This is a genomic window from Coprococcus sp. AF16-5 (assembly GCF_003479365.1).
Lineage (GTDB): Bacteria > Bacillota > Clostridia > Lachnospirales > Lachnospiraceae > Coprococcus > Coprococcus aceti.
The window spans coordinates 721,143-742,609 of the sequence record NZ_QUGZ01000002.1; the positions used below are offsets into that span (position 1 = coordinate 721,143).

20 protein-coding genes are annotated in these 21,467 nt (G+C 46.8%); 18 read left to right on the forward strand and 2 right to left on the reverse strand.

The annotated features are described in order from the left end of the window. Positions 1 to 74: 74 nt before the first annotated feature. On the forward strand, positions 75 to 998 hold the full coding sequence (gene fabD, locus DWW70_RS08020) for an ACP S-malonyltransferase (protein WP_015534623.1): 924 nt from the start codon (positions 75 to 77) through the stop codon (positions 996 to 998). Continuing rightward, the gene (fabG, locus tag DWW70_RS08025) at positions 991 to 1,731 is read left to right on the forward strand and encodes a 3-oxoacyl-[acyl-carrier-protein] reductase (protein ID WP_055224018.1); all 741 of its coding nucleotides are present in this window, start codon (positions 991 to 993) and stop codon (positions 1,729 to 1,731) included. The genes fabD and fabG overlap by 8 nt, the downstream gene beginning before the upstream one ends. Positions 1,732 to 1,833: 102 nt before the next feature. On the opposite strand, the gene DWW70_RS08030 is transcribed toward fabG, so the two are convergent. Further along, a complete protein-coding gene (locus DWW70_RS08030) occupies positions 1,834 to 2,127 on the reverse strand; it encodes a helix-turn-helix domain-containing protein (protein ID WP_015534624.1) in 294 nt (97 codons plus the stop codon). Positions 2,128 to 2,449: 322 nt separating this feature from the next. On the opposite strand from DWW70_RS08030, the gene DWW70_RS08035 reads away from it, so the two are divergent. The 14 genes from DWW70_RS08035 to DWW70_RS08100 all read left to right on the forward strand — a co-directional run bounded on the left by DWW70_RS08035 (position 2,450) and on the right by DWW70_RS08100 (position 18,419). Further along, positions 2,450 to 2,785, forward strand: coding sequence for a cupin domain-containing protein (locus DWW70_RS08035; protein ID WP_118649613.1), 336 nt, complete (start codon positions 2,450 to 2,452; stop codon positions 2,783 to 2,785). 20 nt (positions 2,786 to 2,805) lie between these two features. Then, a complete protein-coding gene (locus tag DWW70_RS08040) occupies positions 2,806 to 4,056 on the forward strand; it encodes a glycoside hydrolase family 3 protein (RefSeq protein WP_022216986.1) in 1,251 nt (416 codons plus the stop codon). A 123-nt stretch (positions 4,057 to 4,179) separates the two neighbouring features. Next, positions 4,180 to 5,415, forward strand: a complete 1,236-nt coding sequence (fabF, locus tag DWW70_RS08045; protein WP_022216985.1) for a beta-ketoacyl-ACP synthase II — start codon at positions 4,180 to 4,182, stop codon at positions 5,413 to 5,415. Between the two features lie 336 nt (positions 5,416 to 5,751). Further along, the gene (locus tag DWW70_RS08050) at positions 5,752 to 7,101 is read left to right on the forward strand and encodes an aspartate aminotransferase family protein (RefSeq protein ID WP_118649614.1); all 1,350 of its coding nucleotides are present in this window, start codon (positions 5,752 to 5,754) and stop codon (positions 7,099 to 7,101) included. 26 nt (positions 7,102 to 7,127) lie between these two features. Beyond that, the gene (locus DWW70_RS08055; protein ID WP_015534629.1) at positions 7,128 to 8,702 is read left to right on the forward strand and encodes an ABC transporter substrate-binding protein; all 1,575 of its coding nucleotides are present in this window, start codon (positions 7,128 to 7,130) and stop codon (positions 8,700 to 8,702) included. Positions 8,703 to 8,790: 88 nt separating this feature from the next. Next, positions 8,791 to 9,720 (forward strand): ABC transporter permease, encoded by a 930-nt coding sequence (locus DWW70_RS08060; protein WP_158576536.1) that lies wholly within the window; start codon positions 8,791 to 8,793, stop codon positions 9,718 to 9,720. Positions 9,721 to 9,722: 2 nt separating this feature from the next. Then, positions 9,723 to 10,580, forward strand: a complete 858-nt coding sequence (locus tag DWW70_RS08065) for an ABC transporter permease (RefSeq protein ID WP_118649616.1) — start codon at positions 9,723 to 9,725, stop codon at positions 10,578 to 10,580. Positions 10,581 to 10,592: 12 nt separating this feature from the next. Continuing rightward, the gene (locus tag DWW70_RS08070; protein ID WP_015534631.1) at positions 10,593 to 11,618 is read left to right on the forward strand and encodes an ABC transporter ATP-binding protein; all 1,026 of its coding nucleotides are present in this window, start codon (positions 10,593 to 10,595) and stop codon (positions 11,616 to 11,618) included. Positions 11,619 to 11,622: 4 nt separating this feature from the next. Beyond that, positions 11,623 to 12,606, forward strand: a complete 984-nt coding sequence (locus DWW70_RS08075) for an ABC transporter ATP-binding protein (RefSeq protein WP_015534632.1) — start codon at positions 11,623 to 11,625, stop codon at positions 12,604 to 12,606. A 22-nt stretch (positions 12,607 to 12,628) separates the two neighbouring features. After that, positions 12,629 to 14,323 (forward strand): ammonium transporter, encoded by a 1,695-nt coding sequence (locus tag DWW70_RS08080; RefSeq protein ID WP_117550196.1) that lies wholly within the window; start codon positions 12,629 to 12,631, stop codon positions 14,321 to 14,323. Between the two features lie 16 nt (positions 14,324 to 14,339). Beyond that, positions 14,340 to 15,269, forward strand: a complete 930-nt coding sequence (locus DWW70_RS08085) for a choline kinase family protein (protein WP_158576538.1) — start codon at positions 14,340 to 14,342, stop codon at positions 15,267 to 15,269. A gap of 51 nt (positions 15,270 to 15,320) precedes the next feature. Then, positions 15,321 to 16,556 carry a M20 family metallopeptidase gene (locus DWW70_RS08090; RefSeq protein ID WP_158576540.1) on the forward strand — a complete coding sequence of 412 codons (1,236 nt, stop codon included), beginning with the start codon at positions 15,321 to 15,323 and terminating at the stop codon, positions 16,554 to 16,556. 91 nt (positions 16,557 to 16,647) lie between these two features. Continuing rightward, entirely contained in the window at positions 16,648 to 17,412 is a 765-nt protein-coding gene (locus DWW70_RS08095; protein ID WP_022216977.1) for a DeoR/GlpR family DNA-binding transcription regulator, read from the forward strand. Between the two features lie 116 nt (positions 17,413 to 17,528). After that, positions 17,529 to 18,419, forward strand: coding sequence for a precorrin-6B methylase 2 (locus tag DWW70_RS08100; protein WP_022216976.1), 891 nt, complete (start codon positions 17,529 to 17,531; stop codon positions 18,417 to 18,419). 37 nt (positions 18,420 to 18,456) lie between these two features. Here the strand turns inward: DWW70_RS08100 and DWW70_RS08105 are convergent, their stop codons facing one another. Further along, a complete protein-coding gene (locus tag DWW70_RS08105) occupies positions 18,457 to 19,203 on the reverse strand; it encodes a helix-turn-helix domain-containing protein (protein ID WP_015534638.1) in 747 nt (248 codons plus the stop codon). Positions 19,204 to 20,042: 839 nt separating this feature from the next. Between DWW70_RS08105 and DWW70_RS08110 the strand changes: the two genes are divergently transcribed. Together DWW70_RS08110 and DWW70_RS08115 are read left to right on the forward strand one after the other, a co-directional pair. After that, positions 20,043 to 20,516 carry an HAD domain-containing protein gene (locus tag DWW70_RS08110; protein WP_118016934.1) on the forward strand — a complete coding sequence of 158 codons (474 nt, stop codon included), beginning with the start codon at positions 20,043 to 20,045 and terminating at the stop codon, positions 20,514 to 20,516. A gap of 272 nt (positions 20,517 to 20,788) precedes the next feature. Next, positions 20,789 to 21,466 (forward strand): F0F1 ATP synthase subunit A, encoded by a 678-nt coding sequence (locus DWW70_RS08115; RefSeq protein WP_071849465.1) that lies wholly within the window; start codon positions 20,789 to 20,791, stop codon positions 21,464 to 21,466. The last annotated feature ends 1 nt before the right edge of the window (position 21,467 follow it).

Below are 21,467 nucleotides of genomic sequence, written 5' to 3' on the forward strand. Positions count from 1 at the left end.
TCCAGTACAGACAGACATCAATGATATGCGAATGTAAATCAATTACAAAATATAATAAAGGCGGTAAAAAAGAAATGGGTAAGACAGCAGTTATATTCCCAGGTCAGGGCGCACAGTATGTGGGCATGGCAAAGGATTTTTATGACAGTTTTGAGGACAGCAAGAAGGTATTTGACGAGGCAGATGACGTTCTGGATATAGAGCTTAAGAAGATCTGTTTCGAGGAGAACGATGACATCAACAAGACAGAGTACACACAGCCGGCCATGGTTGCTGCAGAGGTTGCCATATATGAGCACCTGAAGAACGCAGGTCTCAAGGCTGATGTATTTGCAGGACTCTCACTCGGTGAGTACAGCGCACTTGTTGCAGCAGGAGCCATGACTCTCGCTGACGGCATCAAGACAGTTAGAAGAAGAGGTATCCTCATGCAGAACGAAGTACCTCTCGGAATGGGCGGAATGGCAGCAGTCATAGCAATGGACGCTGACAAGATTGCCGAGATATGTGAGAACACACCTGGCAAGGTACAGATAGCAAACTACAACTGTCCTGGACAGATCGTTATATCAGGTGAGGCAGAGGCTGTTAAGGCAGCATCAGCAGCACTTGCAGAGGCTGGAGCCAAGAGAGTTATCCCACTTAACGTAAGTGGTCCATTCCACTCACAGATGCTTGTTCCAGCAGGAGAGAAGCTTTATGACTTCCTTCAGGGCGTGGATGTTGCAGAGGGATTTGCTCCTTACTACTGCAATGCAGACGCAGAGGAGATTACAGACGCAGCCAAGGTAAAAGAGCTTCTGAAGAGACAGGTGTATTCATCAGTAAGATGGCAGCAGACAATAGAAAACATGATAGCTGACGGTGTTGACACATTTATCGAGGTCGGCCCGGGCAAGACTCTTACAGGCTTCATGAAGAAGATCAACAGAGAGGTAAAGAGTATAAATATTGCAACTGTAGACGATTTAGCGAAATTGGAGGAACTGAATGCTTAAGGACAAGGTAGCAGTGGTAACAGGTGCCGGAAGAGGTATCGGACGTGAGATAGCAAAGACATTTGCCGGATACGGCGCAAAGGTAGTAGTAAACTTCAACGGCTCAGAGGAGCGCGCAAACAGCCTGGTTGAGGAGGTCAAGGCAGCAGGCGGAGAGGCAGTTGCATTCAAGGCAAATGTTGCAGATTTCGCTGAGGCTGAGGCACTCATGAAGTTCGCAGTTGCTACATATGGAAGAATAGATATTCTCGTGAACAATGCGGGAATCACAAGAGACAATCTTGTACTTGGAATGAAGGAGGCTGATTTCGACGATGTTATCAATATCAACCTCAAGGGTACATTCAACTGTATCAAGCATGTGTACAGAACCATGATGAAGCAGAAGTACGGACGTATCATCAACATGTCATCCGTAGTAGGTATAGAGGGAAATGCTGGACAGGTGAACTACGCAGCATCCAAGGCTGGTGTTATAGGTATCACCAAGTCTATAGCCAAGGAGCTCGGAAGCCGTGGAATCACAGCGAACGCCATCGCTCCTGGATTCATCAAGACAGACATGACAGATGCACTCTCAGACAAGGCAAAGGAGGCTATGCTTGACCATATCACAGTCAAGAGACTTGGTGAAGTATCAGACATCGCTGAGACAGCAGCATTCCTTGCTTCAGATAAGGCATCATACATAACAGGTCAGGTCATCAAGGTTGACGGCGGCATGAGTCTGTAGGATATACAGATCACGATCTGGAATAATACAAATAGAAAACAGGGTATCGCAACAATGTTGTGATACCCTGTATCTGTAATATGAACATTATAAAGTTATGTTTTATTTCTTGTTCAGTTTGGAGAATTCCTTTGCAAGCCCAAGAAGCTGTGCGTGCTGATGTTCTGTCAACTGGGTTGTATCAATATACTTGGCACTTGAATCATCCCCTTTGAGAAGATAATCAGTGGAGCAGTTGAAATATTCAGCGATGCGGAGAATCATGCTCACAGACGGGTCGATGGAATTGTTCTCCCAATTGCTTATAGTCTGGAATGCCACTGATAACTCCCCTGCAAGCTCTTTCTGTGTCATCTTGTTCGCGGTGCGCAGTGTTCTTAATTGTTCACCTATCATAATAATCAGAGCTCCTTTAAATCCAAAAAAACGTAGTGACCCTCACTAATTAATAATAGCTGAATGGTATTGGGTTTACAAAAGATAAAACTATACTTATAATAGAAAAATGGCTTTTTTTGTCATATTTTGGGCATTTGTTATTGATCAGATGTACTCTGATAGTAATGTGTGCATGCCAGGTTGTTTTGATTCGTACAAATGTCATAATAAATCATTACAACAATTCTAGTACGTTCATTTTTCAACATACTAGAATACTAAAAAGTGGAATAATACTATAAGCGAACAATATATCAGAATATATCAGGAGGTAACGAACATGGGAATCATGAAGAATATCGCACAGTCAGAGGTACTTAAGCTCAAGGATCAGGTGGCATATCAGGAGGGACAGGTCGTAAGTAAGACACTTGCCCAGAATGTATGCATGAGTATAACCTTATTTGCATTTGACAAGGATGAGGAGATCAGCACACACGAGTCTGACGGAGATGCATTTGTGACGTGCCTTGACGGTGTGGGCGAGGTGACAATAGACGGTGTCAAGTATGAACTCCACGAGGGTGAGTCAATAGTAATGCCTGCAAAGCGTCCACATGCCGTATACGGCAAGGAGCAGTTCAAGATGCTTCTGGTGGTTGTGTTCCAGTTGTAATTGAATCACGGAGAAAACCAATGAAAAAAGCACTTGTGGTATTGATCGTAATGGTGTGTCTGGCAGCCGGAATATGGGGAATCTTCATGCTGAGAGGCAGCGCGGGGAAAGCCGGGGGCCACGTAGAAAATGACAATGGAAATACAGGCGTAGCTGCTGATGTCACGGAGAGCGGAACTACGACAGAAGAGCAGACCGCGGATAGCCAGGAAACGACGGAGGTGACCGAGGAGGAGAAGCCGAGTCTGGTGGATGAGACACTTGCTGGGATGACGCTTCATGAGAAGGTATGCCAGATGATGTTTGTGACGCCTGAGGAGCTCACGGGAGAGGACGGCGTGACTGTGGCAGGGGATGCGACCAGACAGGCTCTGGAGAATTATCCTGTTGGCGGTATCGTGTACTTTGCGAAGAACCTTGAGAGTCAGGATCAGGTGAAGGAGATGATCGACAACTCCCAGAAGTACAGCAGTATAGGATTATTTGTGGCGACCGACGAGGAGGGCGGCGTGGTAAACCGCCTGATGGATACTGTCGGAACCACATACATAGGCTCCATGTACTATTACAAGGACGACGGAGACGAAACGGCATATGAGAACGCATACACCATAGCAAATGATATGTCGGCGCTTGGCTTCAATCTCGACTTTGCGCCGGTGGCGGACGTATGGTCGAACCCAGACAATACGGTTATCGGCGAGCGCGCATACAGTGATGACTACGCCCAGGCGGCAGAGCTCGTTGGAAATGCGGTGAAGGGCTTCAACGACGGAGGAGTCATGTGCACCCTGAAGCATTTCCCGGGGCATGGAGACACGGCGGAGGACTCACATTATAGCAGTGCCTATGTGCATAGAACAAAGGAAGAGATTATGGCGGATGAGATGCAGCCGTTCAGGTCGGGTATAGAGGCGGGGGCAGAATTTGTCATGGTCGGACATCTGATCGTCCCGGATATAGACGAGGTTCCAGCCACTCTCTCATACAAGATAGCGACCGGTATTCTCAGGGATGAACTGAAGTTTGAAGGAGTTGCCATAACCGATTCATTTGAGATGGAATCCATAGCGGACAATTACAGTGTGGATGATGCGGTAGTGATGTCGGTAAAAGCCGGAATGGATATGATACTGCAGCCGAAGGATATGGCGTCGGCGGTGAATTCCATAGAACAGGCAGTGGCGGACGGCGAGCTGTCAGAGGACAGGATAGACGAGAGCGTCCGAAGGATACTCACCCTGAAGGAGAGCCGCGGACTGCTCAAATAGCAAACTATGTAGTAATCAAAACTATTTAACCTTGTTATATATATTACATTGTGGTAAAATTATTTTTATCTGGGGTGCAAAAATGCACTGTCAGCAGATAGAATGAAAAATACGAGGTATGAGATGAAAAGAGTAGTTGTAACAGGCATGGGTGCTGTGACACCTATAGGAAACAGTGTAGAAGAATTCTGGGATAATATAAAGAAGAATACAGTTGGTATCGGAGAGATCACAAAGTTTGATGTCAGCGATTACAAGTGCAAGCTTGCTGCTGAGGTGAAGAACTTTGATCCAAAGCAGTATATGGATCCAAAGGCGGCAAGACGTATGGAGCCATTTTGTCAGTATGCCATAGCAGCTACAGGCGAGGCGATCAAGGATGCAGGTCTTGACCTTGAGAAGGAAGACAGAACAAGGATCGGAACATGTATAGGAAACGGACTTGGCGGTGTGGCAACCATAGAGAAGGAGCACAAGAAGGTTGTAGAGGGCAAAGCGAACAGAGTCAGTGTAATGATGGTTCCTATGATGATATCCAACATGGCTGCGGGCAATGTTGCAATACAGTTTGGCCTTGAGGGCAAATGTACTGACATAGTTACAGCCTGTGCCACAGGAACAAACTCTATAGGAGAGGCTTACAGATATATACAGGCAGGAGAGGCCGATGTCATGGTTGCAGGTGGTGCAGAGTCACCTATCTGTGAGACAAATGTATCAGGATTTATCTCAATGACAGCGCTTTCAAGTGCAGAGGATCCTATGAGAGCGTCCATACCATTTGACAAGGACAGATGTGGATTTGTAATAGCAGAGGGCGCAGGAGTTGTTGTACTTGAGTCACTTGAGCATGCTCAGGCGAGAGGTGCCCAGATCCTGGCTGAGGTAGTCGGATATGGTTCAACCTGTGATGCATATCACATCACATCCCCTAAGGAGGATGGAAGTGGTGCAGGACGTGCCATGAAGCTTGCCATGGAGGAGGCCGGAATCACACCTGCTGACGTTGACTACATCAACGCACATGGAACAAGTACCCATCACAATGACCTCTTTGAGACAAGAGCCATCAAGTATGCTATGGGCGATGACGCATACAACGTGAACATCAATTCCACAAAGTCCATGATAGGACATCTGTTTGGAGCTGCCGGAGCAGTTGAGTTCATAACATGTGTGAAGTCCATAGAGGATTCATACATCCATCCAACAGTTGGTCTCCGCGAGACAGAGGGTGAGATGGATCTCAACTACACCATGGGCGAGGGTGTACATAAGGATATTACATATGCGCTCAGCAACTCACTGGGATTTGGCGGACACAACGCAAGTATACTTGTGAAGAAGTTCGAGGCATAATACAGGCAGGATTACTGATAATTACATATAACAGGAAAACATCACTTCAGACACAGGGGTGATGTTTTTTTGTGCGCTGTCCCAGGTTAATAAAATAAATATTTGGGGGACATAAACTAATAAAACCACAAAACAACACAAAAAAACATGAAAAACAAATGAAAACCAGAAAAACCCACAAAATGTGTTGACAATCCCACATGGCGTGGCTATGATACAAAGCAAAACAGAAGCGCGTATCTGATTTTAGAGTGCAAAGGGGCACGGAGATAGAACTGTAAAGTTTCATCTCTGTGCCCCTTTTGTTTTAACAGGGAAATCTTTTGGAGGTGGAATATGGCTACTAAATCAAGCATTATGGACACTAACAGCTACAGTGATGACTACAGTTCACTGCTCAGTAACACGACAAGGGATATGATAAACCGCCGTGAGAAATGGATGGGTGGTGCATACAGACTTTTCTATAGAAAGCCGGTCAACCTTGTGAGAGGACAGGGACAGTACCTCTGGGATGCAGAGGGGAATAAATATCTGGACATGTACAACAATGTGGCAGGAATCGGTCATTGCCATCCTGCTGTGGTCGAGGCAGTTACAGAGCAGATGAAGCTTTTAAATACCCATACACGTTATCTGCATGAGAGGATCATTGATTACAGTGAGGATCTGCTGAAGATGATGCCGGACGAGATAGACAAGATAATGTTCATGTGTACCGGTTCTGAGGCAAATGACCTGGCACTCCGAGTGGCACAGGAATACACGGGCGGCACCGGAATCATAGTTTCAAGGGAGGCGTACCACGGAACAAGTGCTCTGACATCTGGATGTTCACCAGCCCTTGGAAGTGAGCAGCCACTGCTTCCGAATGTAAGACTCATTGAGACACCTGACTATTACAGACATGGCGGTACACCTGAGGAGTTCACCGCATGGTACTCAGGAGAGATGCAGAAGAAGATCGATGAGCTGGGGGCAGCAGGATATAAGTTCTCATGCTTCCTTGCAGATTCTATATTCTCATCAGATGGAGTACATCCGAATCCGGTCGGTTTCCTGAAGGCGGCCATCGATGTGGTACATAAGAATGGTGGTGTATTCATAGCTGATGAGGTGCAGCCGGGATTTGCAAGAACGGGAGATGCGTTCTGGGGATTCGCCAGACATGGGATCATACCTGACATGGTGACAACAGGAAAGCCTATGGGTAACGGAATCCCGATATCAGGACTTGCCGCCAAGCATGAGGTACTCGCCGCATTCAGCGACAAACTTCCATATTTCAATACATTTGGAGGAAATCCAGTGGCTATCGCAGCCGCACAGGCTGTGCTTAATGTCATAAAAGAAGAAAAGCTGCAGGATCATTGCAAGGTGGTCGGTGCAAAGCTTCTGAAAGCATTGCAGGAGGTAAAGGACAGACATCCTGATTCTGTGGGAGACGTCAGAGGCGCAGGCCTGTTCATTGGATTTGAGCTTGCGAAGAATGACGGCAAGAAGACTCCGGATCAGCAGAAGGCACTGGATGCCATCGAACTTCTGCGAGACAACAATGTACTGACTTCTGTTGCAGGTCCTTATGGAAATGTCTTAAAGCTTCGTCCGCCTATGGCATTCCAGGAGTGCGATATCGACTGGATAGCATCAACCCTCGATAAATGTCTGCATCAGCTTGAGTCATAGATAACACACGAAAAGGAGGAAGAATTATGAAAAAGAAGATTTGCTCAATACTTTTGGCAGCCGCACTGGCACTTACGGTGACTGCATGTGGAAGCTCTGGAGGAAGTACAGATGGGAGCACACAGGCAGTGACAACAAGCTCTGAGTCCAAGACGGACAAGGACACACTGGTGATCCTGGGAGCAGAGAACTGGCAGGCATCACTCAGCCCACTGAAGCACACTTCCACGATGATGCTTCACGCAGAGGCCATAGCTCTGGAACATCTACTGGTCATGGATGAGAAGACACAGGAGCCACAGCCTAATCTTGCTACTGAGTGGTCATATGACGACAGTCAGACAGTCTTGACGGTCAAGCTTCGTGAGGGCGTAAAGTTCCACGACGGTTCAGACTTTACCGCAGAGGATGCCGCAGCATCATGTGAGGCATATTCAAGCTCACAGAACGTATCCGGTTCATGGTGGGCAGATGAGTTAAAGTGTAAGGTCATAGACGATTATACATTTACCATAACTCCGGCATCGGGAAAGCCTCTTGGCTCTCTGGTCAACATGCTTTGTTCAACTCCGATAATGTCCGCTGACGATCTTGCAGATCCTGAGAACACTCTGGATAAGAGATACAACGGAACCGGCCCATACAAGATGGTAAGCTTTGAGAACGATACAGCGACATATGAGCTGTTCGACGATTACTGGGGAACTCTTCCTAAGATAAAGAAGATCGAGTACAAGTACGTTGCGGATGCCACAACACGTCTGTCAGCATTGCAGTCAGGTGAGGCCGATGTCATCGAGCGTGTTGATTCCGATGCGGTGTCTGTGCTTGAGTCAGACAGCAATATCGTGGTTGACAAGTTTCTCACCACAGAGTGTAAGCACCTTATTCCAAAGTTCAAGATGCCGCCTATGAATGAGAAGCTTGTCAGAAAGGCGATAGCCTACGCGATCGATTATGACGGAATCGTAAATGATATATTTGGCGGATATGCAGAGAAGGCAGACAGCTTTATCTCCTCAACTATATGGGGCTACAAGGCTGTAGGTGGTGTCGGCGAGTACGATCCTGAGAAGGCTGCAGAGTGCCTGAAGGAAGCCGGCTATGAGAATGGCGAGGGCCTTCCAGAGCTCAACATCTACACATCCGTTGGTTTTTACCCTAAGACAAAGGAATATTACGAGTACATTGCAGCTTGTTTACAGGCTGTCGGTATCAACTGTAAGGTTGTTCCACTTGATACTTCATCATGGGGCGATGTGTTATATGAAGAAACTCCTTGCTACATGATCGACTGTGGATGGCAGCCATCAGGTATCGAGCCTGAGCTGAAGCTGAATTCATGGTATGCAGCAGGTCGAATCAGCCACTATGAGCCTACGGCAGAGCTTCAGGACATCATGGACAGATTCGCAACTGAGACAGACCCAGATAAGAGAAAGCAGATCCTTCAGGACGAGTACCTTCCGGCCCTGGCAGAGGAGATGCCTGATATCCCTATCATCAAGTCCATGACTATCTTCGGAGTAAGATCAAATGTCAAGGGTCTTGAGTACACAAGTGGTGCAGATTATATCTTCACAAATGTCACAAAAGAGTAAGCGTATAGCAATATATTAGATTCACAAAAAGGGGCTGCATGTGTAAGGATACAGCATGTGGCCCTTTTTAAGAAGGGAGGAAATCAAAGTGCTGGGAACCGTTTTAAAAAGACTTGCACAGGGCATTTTTGTTACCTTTTGCGTTATATTTATCAGCTTTGTAATACTTCGAATGATACCGGGAGATCCGGCGAAGGTCATGGCTCCGACAGCAACAGTAGAACAGCAGCAGGCGATCAGAGACAGTATGGGACTGGAAAAGTCCATCCCGGAGCAGTTTAAAATGTACATGGTGAATCTGTTCCACGGAGATCTTGGTGAGTCCTATTTCAAGAGCGATACAGTCCTGAATGTTATGGAGCAGGCCACACCTTTATCATTGATACTGCTGATATCTTCAGTGGTCATATCGATCATATTATCCCTGATCCTGGGAACCATCGCAGGACTAAATGGAAATAAATGGGAGGATCGTTTCATCTCGAGTATTGCGGTACTGTTCCAGTCAATGCCTAACTACTGGGTATCCTCCGTGTTGATCATTATTTTCTCAGTCAGACTTGGACTGCTACCGTCAATGGATTATTCGGGACCTGCATCCTGCGTGCTCCCGACAGTTGCACTGGCACTTCCGCTCACGGCGGTGCTCACCAAGGTGGTGCGTTCCTCATTGATCGACAGTTACAATCAGGAATTTGTCAAGGTTGCATATGCGAGAGGAATATCGACAGTGGCGATATATTTCAAATACGCACTCAGGAATTCACTTATCCCTGTACTGATATCCCTAGGAACACAGCTTGGCTTTCTGGTAGGAAGTATCGTTGTTGTCGAGTATGTATTTAACTTCCCGGGAATCGGATACACGGTGTTAAATGCGATCCTTCGAAGAGATTACAACCTGGTTCAGGGAATTATCATTCTGTTTTCCGTATTCTTTATTGTTTTGAATATTGCCATTGATCTTGGAAGTATCCGTCTTGATCCACGAATGAGAAAAGCACAGGGAGGACTGTAATTATGAAGAAAAAAAGTAAATTTAGATCAGTCCTTCAGTGGATTGGTAAAAACAAATTATTTACACTTGGAATCATTATTGTAGGAATCTATCTCCTTGCCGGAATCTTTGCGTCGCTCATCGCACCGTCGGACCCGGGCAAGGCAAATCCATCCATCAGATTATTGAAACCGTTTCAGGATCCGGCACACTGGCTGGGAACTGATGCCATAGGACGTGATCTGTTCTCGAGACTTTTGTATGGAATCCGTACCTCAGTCATAATTGGTTTCTGCAGCGTTCTGCTGGCAGCCCTCATAGGACTGATAGTCGGAATCATATCCGGTCTCACAAGTCCGGGACCTCTGGATTCAGTGCTGATGAGAATCACCGATGTACAGATGGGATTCCCATTTATCGTACTTGCCATGATCGCACTCACACTGTTCGCACCGAATGAGGTGTCGGTAACCATAGTGCTGAGTCTGGCACTGTGGCCGGCCTATGCGAGAACGGTGCGGTCAAATGTAATACCCCAGAAGAGCACAGATTATATCGCAGCGGCAAAGCTCATGGGGGCGAGCTCATGGAGGATATCCACGAAGTATATCGGCAAGAATCTGATCCCTGCCATGCTTCCTCTCATACCGCTTGATATCGCCGGAATGATCATCAACGAGAGCTTGCTCAGCTACATGTCACTCGGTATAAATCCGCCAAAGATATCCCTTGGAAACATAATGTCCGATGCCCGTGGCTATATTGCATCTGATGCATGGTATATCATGATCCCCGGCATCGTTCTTATCATCATGGTTCTCGGACTGAATTTTATCGGTGACAATCTTCAGGTTCATTTCGATCCAAAGCTTCGCAAATAGGAGGATAACAGTATGGATAATAATACAGAAAAAGATACAGATGTGATCCTTGAGGTAAAGGATTTAAAGACCTATTTCAAGACCGGTCCGCACAAAGTCGTGAAAGCAGTTGAGGGAGTCAACTTCTCACTGCGGAAGGGCAAGGTGCTTGGAATAATAGGAGAGAGTGGTTCCGGCAAGAGCGTGACGGCGAGATCGATACTGAGGATCGTGGAATCTCCGGGTTACATAGCAGGCGGCGAGATCAGGTTCAAAGGTCAGGATATACTGAAGCTCCCAGAGAAGGAGATGAAGAGCATCCGTGGAAATGAGATCTCCATGATATTCCAGGATCCTACTACATCGTTCAATCCCTACATGACAATTGGAGCACAGCTTGCCGAGGCCTATAACGCACATACCCCATCGGGTTCAGAAAAGGCAAAACAGGAGATAATGAGAGTTCTCAAGCTTGTCGGAATAACCAACGGCGAGGAGGTCATAAAGAAATACCCGTGTGAGTTCTCAGCGGGTTTCAGACAGAGGATATTCATAGCGATGTCAATGATATTGTACCCGGATCTGCTCATAGCGGACGAGCCTACAACAAGTCTTGGAATCACCATTCAGGCGGAGATCATCGAAGCCCTCAGTGAGGTGCAGAAGCAGACCGGCATCTCCATCATGATAATCACCCACGACTTTGGCGTGGTGTCCCAGTTCTCAGACGACATATTTGTCATGTATGCGGGAAGATGCGTGGAGTCGGCATCCAAGAAGGATCTGCTCAGAAATCCAAAGCATCCTTATACGGTTGGACTTATCCGTTCTGTTCCGCTTCTCGAGGCTCGTAAGACGAAGAGACTGAAATCCATTCCGGGATTTCCGCCGGATATGTCAAATGTCCCGGAGGGATGTCCATTTGCTTCCCGTTGTGAATATGCGAAAGATATATGTCATAAAGAGGTGCCGGCACTGAAACCGGTTGGAGAGGGACATATGTGTGCCTGCCATTTCCCACTGGATTATGACATTAACGAAGATACAGAATTGGGGTGATCATATGAAGGATATAGTATTATCTTGCGATAATCTGCTGAAGCAGTATCCGGTGAAAAAGGGAATGTTCAACAAGGTTGTCGGACAGAAGAACATAGTCGACCATGTCTCGCTGGAGCTGGAAAAGGGCAAGACACTTGCAATCGTCGGAGAGTCGGGCTGTGGCAAGACGGTGCTGACGAGAGTCCTGCTGGGAATTGAGGACAAGACGGACGGAAGTATCGTATTTGAAGGAAAATCCGTGGACGATATGACGCCCCAGGAAAAGAGCGATATGAAGGCAAAGATACAGATGATCTTTCAGGACACTCTGGGATCGCTGCATCCGAGAATGAGTATCCGTGAATCACTGGAGGAGCCATTGATCCTGAATGGAGTGAAGGACAAGGAGGAGAGGGAGAAGATCATTCTGGACACACTTTCACAGGTCGGAATGGCACCGATGTTCCTTGACAGATATCCGCATCAGTTATCCGGTGGACAGAGACAGAGGATAATCATAGCGCGGTGTCTGGTCGTCACACCGAAGATCATATTTGCCGATGAGCCTATATCGGCACTGGACGTGTCATTGCAGGCACAGGTCATAAATATGCTGATGGATCTGCAGGACAAATATAAGTTGTCCATGCTGCTGATCGCCCACGATCTGGCTGTGGTGAGACAGATCGCGGATCAGATAAAGATCATGTATTTCGGAGAGATAGTCGAGAGTGCACCGAGCAGCGAGATATACAAGAATGCGCAGCACCCATATACAAAGGTTCTGCTCAAGGCGGCTCCGAGTATAAGCAAGGGACTTGAGGATGCGGGCTTTGACATAGACCTTAAGCCAGGTGATATACCTGATCCGGCAAAGCCGATGCCGGGATGTCCGTTCTGTACACGCTGTATATATGCGGATGAACGTTGCATGAAGGAGCGCCCGGAGGAGACAGAGGTATCACCGGGACATACGGTTCGCTGTCACAAGGCAGGACAGATATAACAGAGATTAAGGAGGAATCGTGATGGAATATAGTGCAGTCAGTACGATATGGATTATGGTAGGAACGGTACTCATTTTCTTCATGCAGGCGGGCTTTGCGATGCTTGAGACCGGCATGACGAGGGTAAAAAATGCAGGAAATATCGCCATGAAGAATCTGGTTGACTATTGTATCGGTTCGGTGACGTTCTGGTTGATAGGATTCGGAATTATGTATGGCGGCGACGGAGCTGTACTGGGTAAGATCAAAGGTGTGGCAATGGAATCGGTATATGGAGGCGGCATGCTTCCTGACGGAATCCCATTCTGGGCATTCCTGATATTTCAGACAGTATTCGCTGCGACGGCGGCGACCATCGTGTCGGGTGCCATGGCGGCGAGAACTAAATTTGCAGCATATTGTATCTACAGTCTGATGATAAGTCTGGTGATCTATCCTATATCGGGACACTGGATATGGGGAGACGGCTGGCTGGCACAGCTCGGATTCCATGATCTTGCCGGATCCACAGTTGTACATATGGTGGGCGGTGCCGCTGCATTTGCAGGAGCGTGGATGCTCGGCCCGCGTATCGGAAAGTATTCAAGAAGCGGAAAGTCGAAGAAGATACCGGGACACAGCATGCCGCTCTCGGTGCTTGGAATATTTATCCTGTGGTTTGGCTGGTTCGGTTTCAATGGAAGCTCGGTTCTGCCGCTGACAGGAGATACGGTGTCGCTTGTTGGTAAGGTGTTCTGTAACACCAATCTATCCGCTGCGGCTGGAGCAGTTTCAGCGATGTGCATAAGCTGGGCGTGGAAGAAGAAGCCAGATATCGCCATGACACTCAACGGCGCTCTGGCAGGCCTGGTTTCTATCACTGCGGGAGCCGACGTTATAAGTACACCGCTTGCGGTGTTGGTCGGAATCGTGGCCGGAGCGATAGTAGTTGGGGGAATGCATTTCATAGAGAACGTGGTAAAGATAGATGATCCTGTGGGAGCCATCGCGGCACACGGATTCGGTGGCCTGTGGGGAACTGTAGCGGTTGGATTGTTCTCAGACGGAACCGCCACAAAGACAAAGGGACTGCTGCTCGGTGGCGGTGGCTATCAGTGCGGAATCCAGATCCTTGGCGGAATAGTTGTGTTCCTGTATGTATTTGCAGCTTCGGCACTACTGTTCAAGATCGTTCAGAAGACCATCGGCCTTCGTGTATCGGCTGAGGATGAGATGGATGGACTGGATATCAGTGAGCACGGATTTTCAAATACTTACACAGAGGTGCTGTCCTCAGACGGAATAAGTGCGCCTATGATGAATGTGCCTAAGATCGATGGCAAGGCATTTGACAGCACAGAAAATGCGGAGAATCTTAACATATCCAAGGTGGTCATCATAGCGAGAAAGAACAAGCTTGACGCACTGCTTCACGCCATGAATGACATAAATGTAACTGGAGTTACGATCACGGATGTGACCGGATATGGTATACAGAAGGGAAATAATGACAAATATTACCGCAGTTCGGATGCGGATCTGAACCTGCTTCCTAAGGTGAAGGTCGAGGTCATAGTCAGCACTGTACCTGTGTCCAGGGTTGTGGAAACTGCGGAGAAGGTGCTGTACTCCGGCAACTATGGCGATGGCAAGATATTCGTATACGATGTGAAAAATGTTGTGAAGGTTAGAACCGGAGAGGTTGGAAGAGAAGCATTGATTGATGAGAGCAAGTAGGAGAGGAGGCTTTTTTATGCGCAAGACAACAATTGATGAGGCGATCGCAAGGGTCGATGACTGGAAGGGCAAGGAGATCAGTTGCAAGCCCGTTTCAGGAGGAATAACGAATCCGAATTTCAAAGTGGATGTGGAGGGAGAGCATTTCTTCCTCAAGATACCGGGAGCCGGCACGGATTACATAAACCGTGAAGTATGCCACGAGGCAAATGTGATCGCGGACGAGAGCAAGGCAGGCCCAAGAGTCTATTATTATTTCGAGGATACAGGTGTTGAGATATTCCAGTGGCTTGACGGCTACCGCCAGGTGACATTTGGCGATGTGTATGACAAAGATATATTCCAGTCGATATTCGAGAGGATCAGGGACTTCCACCATCTCGAGACAAAGCCGCTGAACCTGAAGCAGAGCATATTTGAACAGGCGTGGGATATGAACGCAAGGGCGAAGAAGGGCGGCTATATATCACCGTTTAATGACAAGATGGAGTATCTGCTCTCTGCTATTGAGAAGGCACTGGTGGGCAGTGAGGAGCTGTGTCCGTGCCACAATGATTTCTGGACAAACAACCTGATGTACAACGAGGAGACAAATGATCTGAAGATCATAGATTATGAGTATGCGTCCATGAATGATCCTTATGTGGATCTGGGTCTGATATCTGCTGTGAACTATTTCACCGAGGATATGGACGTGGAGATGATGAAGATATACGGCGGAGGCAAGGTTGATGAGAGAGCATTTGCTAGAATGAAGCTGAACAAGATAGCCTGCGATATCAAGTGGGCGTATTGGGCACTGTATCAGGCGGCCAGCTCCAACGTGGAGTTTGATTACATGAACTGGTATGGACAGAAGATGGCGAGACTGCAGCATTTCTGGCTCGATTCAAGGCTGGATTACTGGCTCGACGTTGCGAGGGAGAAGAGTACCCGTATCAGTTGATGATCAGCAGATCGTATTATGAAACCGGTTCATGAAAGGGAGATGTATAGCATGAAGGATTATTATAAGAATATGGAAGATTCATGGGTAGAATTTGTCAGTAAGAATATACGCGCACAGGCATATTCCGGGGAGGAGAAAGCCACCTCGGAGGTGTTTATGCAGGCCATGGATGAGCTTGGTATTGAGCATTTCCGCGATGAGTGCGGCAACGTGGTCGGAGTCATCCGCGGAGAGGGTGACGGTCCAAACGTGCTTCTGACTGGACATATGGATGTTGTGCCTGAGGGAAGCATAGATGCATGGAGTCCGTATTCGCCATTTGAGCCGAAGGTGGAGGATGGAAAGTTATACGGCAGAGGCATAAGCGATATGCTTGCTGGCCTGACTTCGGAATTCTTTGCATTTATGGAGATCAAAAAGCTGGTGGATGCCGGGGCGAAGATATCGGGCAATCTTATATTTGCTGCAGTCGTCTATGAGGAGCCGGCGGAGAGTATCGGAACGATTTATCTTATGGAGCACACTCTTCCGGAGCACGGCCTTGATGTTGACCTGTGCTATCTGGGGGAGCCGTCAGACGGCAATCTTGCCATCGGACAGCGAGGCAAGATCGAGCTTGTCATAGAGGTGTACGGTAAGGTGGCGCACTCGTCCGCTCCGCAGGAGGGCATAAATGCTGTTGAGAAAGCGCTCCCTATAATGGATGCGATCATGCATAACTTTGGCAGTGAACCGCTCGTACATGAGATGGGTAAGACGTCCATGGTCATCACTGATGTGGTGGTAACACCGGGACAGAAGTATTCCTGTGTGCCGGACTATTGTGAGATCACAGTGGATCAAAGATATGTGCCACCTATGACCATAGAGGATACGGTGAGCAGGGTTCAGAAATTCCTGGATGAGCAGAAGAAAAAGGATCCTGAGCTCAGAGCTGTCGTTCATCCGAGAATGAACAAGAGGACGTGTTACACCGGTTATGAGGCGGAGGCGGCAAAGCAGCATCCGGCGTGGGTGACCGGCAAGGATAATGAGTATGTCGAGCTGACATACAGGACGCTTAAGAAGCTTGGTCAGGATGTTGAGAAGATATACTGGCAGTTTGGAACCGACGGAAGCGTTATATGCGGCAAATACAACATACCGACTATAGGATATTCGGGTGCGATGATGAGTCAGGCGCATCAGGCACAGGAGCATGTGGAGATCGACAGGATCCTCGACTGTATAGAGGGATATACTGCGGTTCTCTGCAGGCTGTATGGACTGGATATGCCGGAATAAAGGTTTACACGGCACCGCTTATTTTGATACAATCATGTTGCAGGTTAGAAAACATAGGGCTCAGTTTATAAGGAAGTAAGGGAGGGGACAGATGTTAGCAGATCAGCGTAAACAGATAATATTAGATCAGGTAAATCTTAATCATTCGGTTACTGTTGCCAGACTGGTTGAGCTGCTGGGCGTGTCGACCGAGACGGTGAGACGTGATCTTGAGGATCTTGAAAATAACAACATGCTCACGAGGGTACACGGCGGTGCGGTTTCTGTGAAGAAGAGATACCGGTTTGAGGATATGGATGTCAGGGGCACATCCAATATGGAACTCAAGGAGCAGATAGCCAGGAAAGCGCTTGAGTATGTGAAGGATGGAGACACCATAGCGATAGATTCAGGCAGCACGGCGTCGTTGTTCGCCATGGCACTGAAGGCGCGCAATTTTGACTCACTATCCGTCATAACCTATTCCTCGGAGGTGTTCTCCATATTATCGGAATGTGGAAATTACAGGATAACCCTGCTGGGCGGTGAATATCTCCCGAAGGAGAAGTTGTTTTATGGCTTCCTGACACATGAGGCGATGCAGAAACTGTATTTTTCAAAGGCATTTGTAGTACCTTCGGCACTTTCGGTCGAGGATGGCGCACATGATTTTATAAGGGAGACCTATGAGAATCAGTGCATGCTGATAGGCCATGCTAGCGAGGTATTTCTGCTGGCGGACAGCACGAAATTCGAGACAAAGGGAGATTTCAAGCTCAGTGATCTCCAGCCTGAATTCACCATCATAACCGACGATAAGCTTCCGGAGTCCGTATACAATATGTATAGAGATCACAAGCTGAACGTGGTAAGTTGATGACAGTCAAAAAAGTGTCTGTTTGCCTCTCTTTGGGTGTACAGAAGATCGATAAAATAGTATAATAAATGTGCTATATAAAAGATTGGACGGACAACTAAAGGAGGGTTATGGTTATGTACGAGAACAAGGATATGCTCAGTTGGCTTGGCTATTTTGCAGACATGATGAAGGTCAGTCCTGAGAAGATAAAGATGCTGAATATATGCGGAAAGCAGAAGAACGTTGTTCCGACTATAGACACACACAAGAGAGTTCTTATATTTGCAGATCAGAGTCATGAGGATCTGTTGTATACGCTTTGGGAGAAGGGCTTTGGCGAGTATGACATGTGGTATGCAGAGGGTGTGGAGCCCGGCGGCGAGGTTCATCATGACAAGCTGGAGAAGGTGCTGAACAGGAAGATAACAGGGCCAACAGTTATATTCATCATGAATGAGAAGACAAGGGAATCCGTCAGATACGGAATTGCAAATGATTTCTTCTCGGCTGGAACAGTACACTATGTCGGCAAGGAGATAAGAGCAGTCATCATGAGTCTGCTGGATGTGGATACGCATGACACCATCTTGGCACTCCAGGCCGAGAGTATAGTCATTGAGGCTGCGATCGTGGCAAGCGAGGGCAACATTATAGCCGTTGAGCCGGACGAGGGTTCGAGAAGATCCATGGAGGAGAATGTTGACAAGTTCGGAGTACATAATGTACAGATAATCCCAGATATGAGCGAGGACACTCTGGCAGCCATACCTGTTCCGAGACTGGCATTCATAGTTGCAAATCATTATCTGGAGTCAGATATGGAGAGACTGCTCAAGATCAATCCGAATATGCAGTTTGTCATATACACACTTGATCTTGGAATACTTGCACAGGCAAAGCTCATATTTGACAAGCTCGGAATAAAGAATATGGAGGCTATTCAGATATCTGTATCCAAAACCAACAAGGACAACATGTTCGTTACCCAGCCGTCACCATGGCTTATCACCGGTGGAGCAGAGTAATCGACATCATAATATTTATATATAAGAAAAACCGCCTTTATGTAATAGGCGGTTTTCTTGTGTCCTCCAGACGGACGATTCCGAGGATCGTTCCCAGACAAATGATATCACTTGTGAGATACAGGGATCTATCACATCTGCTGACAGCTTCAAGGTATGGTGAGCCATCCTTTTCTGTATATTTTCTGATCATCTCGACTCCATTCTCGTTCAGGAATAACGCAATATCTCCGAAATGAGGAAAGTTTTGTTCCACGGCTATAATATCATCCTTAATATAGATAGGATGGAGCATATTGGTCGTGAGCCTCAGACAATAATCTGCATTTGGAAAATAATCGGCGGGTATCTCTATAAATTCTGTCGCGTGTGTTGAGTAGTCTGAATTGGAAGCAAGCGTGTGAGTTGAGGAAATACACGGAATCCTGCGCGTTTTGGCGCGGTACGCATCCGCTGAAGGAAGCTTCTTCTGCATGTGATCTTCAGAGTCCGCCATTAGCATGACCATCCGCTTGCCGTGGATGTTGAGTGTTCTGTATTTTTGCAGGAGATACAATTCCTCGTCCGTAAGGCTGCGCCTATGGAGAAATCCATCCATGGTACATCCAAGTGCGTCTGCGATGGATATCATAAGCTGTATTCCCGGGCTCTTGGTCTTGCCGCTCCTGATGGCTTTTATCGTATCCTCAGAGACATCTGTCAACTCAGCTAACTGACTGATCGTAACCCCGCGTTCAGCCATGACTTCCCTGAGTCTTTTCCCTATATCGTATTGTTGCTGCATGTAATTCACCTCAGTAACATTATATAATAGAAGAAACAGGCTTGTCCAGTTGAAAAGTGTAAGAATATACACTTTTGCGATTTGTGTGTGCGCAGAAAAGTGTATGAACTGCTCTTTAATATGAAATTAAATATGATATAATGAATTTATCTGTTACATCGAGAGATGACAAGGGGGTCATTTTCTACAATAGTCTGTCACAATGGGGGTGACGGATTACGGCAGAGGGAACAAGGCTATCACGTGTCGAGCGTTAGGGCGTCGAACACGAGATAGCCTTTTTTCGTGGGGGGGCGAAGGACGGACGGCTGAGTATTCTTCCGCGGGGCGGGTATATCATCTGCTATATATGTGGTATCACGCTCTACTTCCTTCGCTTCGGCTTAGCTTCTATATGCACTCGTTTCCGGCCGCGATAAGGGCGATGCGGCTTCCAACTCGGCAAGAAGCACCGAAGCTCAGTCGTATTCGCTACCGATACCACATATATAGCAGATGATATACAGCCGCGGAAGAATACCCAGCCTGTTTCTGGCGGAAGGGTGATGGGAGTGGCGAATTTTACTTTGATGATTTGGAAGAAAAGCTAATTATAAACGAAATGTTAAAATTATAAAAAAAGTATAAACTGGCGATACGTTAGATTTTATGCGGGTTTCTTGGGAAAACTGTGACAAAAAACTGTTTTTGTTACGAAAAATAATACAAAAATAAAAAATGATTAAAATTTGACTATAAGGGCAAATAAATGACTTTAAATTTGTTTTGAATGGTGATAAAATACGCAAGCAAGGAGCGAGAGTAGCTTTTTAGAAAAAAAGATAGGGGAGTATGACCGTATGAATGTAGTATTTTTTGATGTAGACGGCGTACTGAATTCGGAGAAATTCTTGTGTGAGAAGCATGGGGAGTTTATCAATCCTAAGAATGTGGCTAACCTCAAGATGGTTGTGGATGCCACAGGAGCGAAGCTGGTCATGACAAGTGACTGGAGAAAACAGGTGATTGATAAGGATATCAGTAAGGCACACGTAAGGGAACTGATAGACAGACTTGCGGATGCTGGAATGGAAGTATATGGGGCAACTTCTTCAGGGGATGAGCTCAGAAGCAAGTATGGAGATTATACCAGAGCCTGTGCAGTCAAGGATTATGTGACTGCGAATTCCGTAGAGGGATATGTCATACTGGATGATATGGATATGGACTGGGAGGCTCATGAACTCGATTCTCACTGGATCAACACAGAGAACGTACTTGTGGGGCTGTCTGAGGCAGATGCCAGGAATGCTATTTCTATAATAAACAAATAATAAATGAGAGAAGAAATAGTGTTTTGACATATAGGTGGTTGCGAAATAAGTAATTGAGAATGTGCCTGAGCTGTTTAGCTTTACCCACTCAGGGATATACGAAGCCGCCGGTCCTTAGATGGCGCGTTAGCGGCATCTTAGTACCGCAGCAGGCTGAGTTAAGCGGGAGCGCTCCCTGATGGGTATGCTAAAGCAGCTCAGACACTAGGATATTTGAATTTTCGCAAACACCTGATAGAAAACAGTGTGAAAGGAAGTGATGTCTTACGGATCTGGCAGAAGAGTTATCCAATGAACTCCAATGCAAAACAGTATTTACAATACCAATATTTGGTGGAATACCGGTAACAGAATCTGTGGTGGTAACATGGATCATTATGGCAGTGCTTGTGCTGTTGTCGATTATCCTTGTAAGGAATCTCAAAGTTGAGAATCCGGGTAAGAAACAGCTTGTGTTGGAGACCATAATAACTACTTTTAACAACCTGTTCAAAGGTGTTATCGGAGAGGCGGGCATGAAGTATGTTCCGTATCTGATAACGGTTATTCTGTACATCGGCATGGCCAACATCATGGGTGTATTTGGCTTTAAACCACCGACAAAGGATCTGAATGTGACAGCCTCACTGGCCATCATGAGTATCATACTCGTACAGGTGGCAGGAATACGAGGAAAGGGGACAAAAGGCTGGGTCAAGAGTTTTGCAGAGCCGGTAGCAATAGTTGCACCGCTTAATGTACTTGAGCTTGTCATCAAGCCGCTGTCGCTGTGTATGCGACTTTTTGGTAATGTTCTCGGAGCATTCGTCATCATGAAGCTGATAGAGGCAGTAGTTCCACTCATTGTCCCTATCCCACTCAGCCTGTATTTTGATTTCTTTGATGGATTCTTACAGGCATTTGTATTTACTTTCCTGACTACGCTTTACATGCAGGAAGCGATGGAGTAAA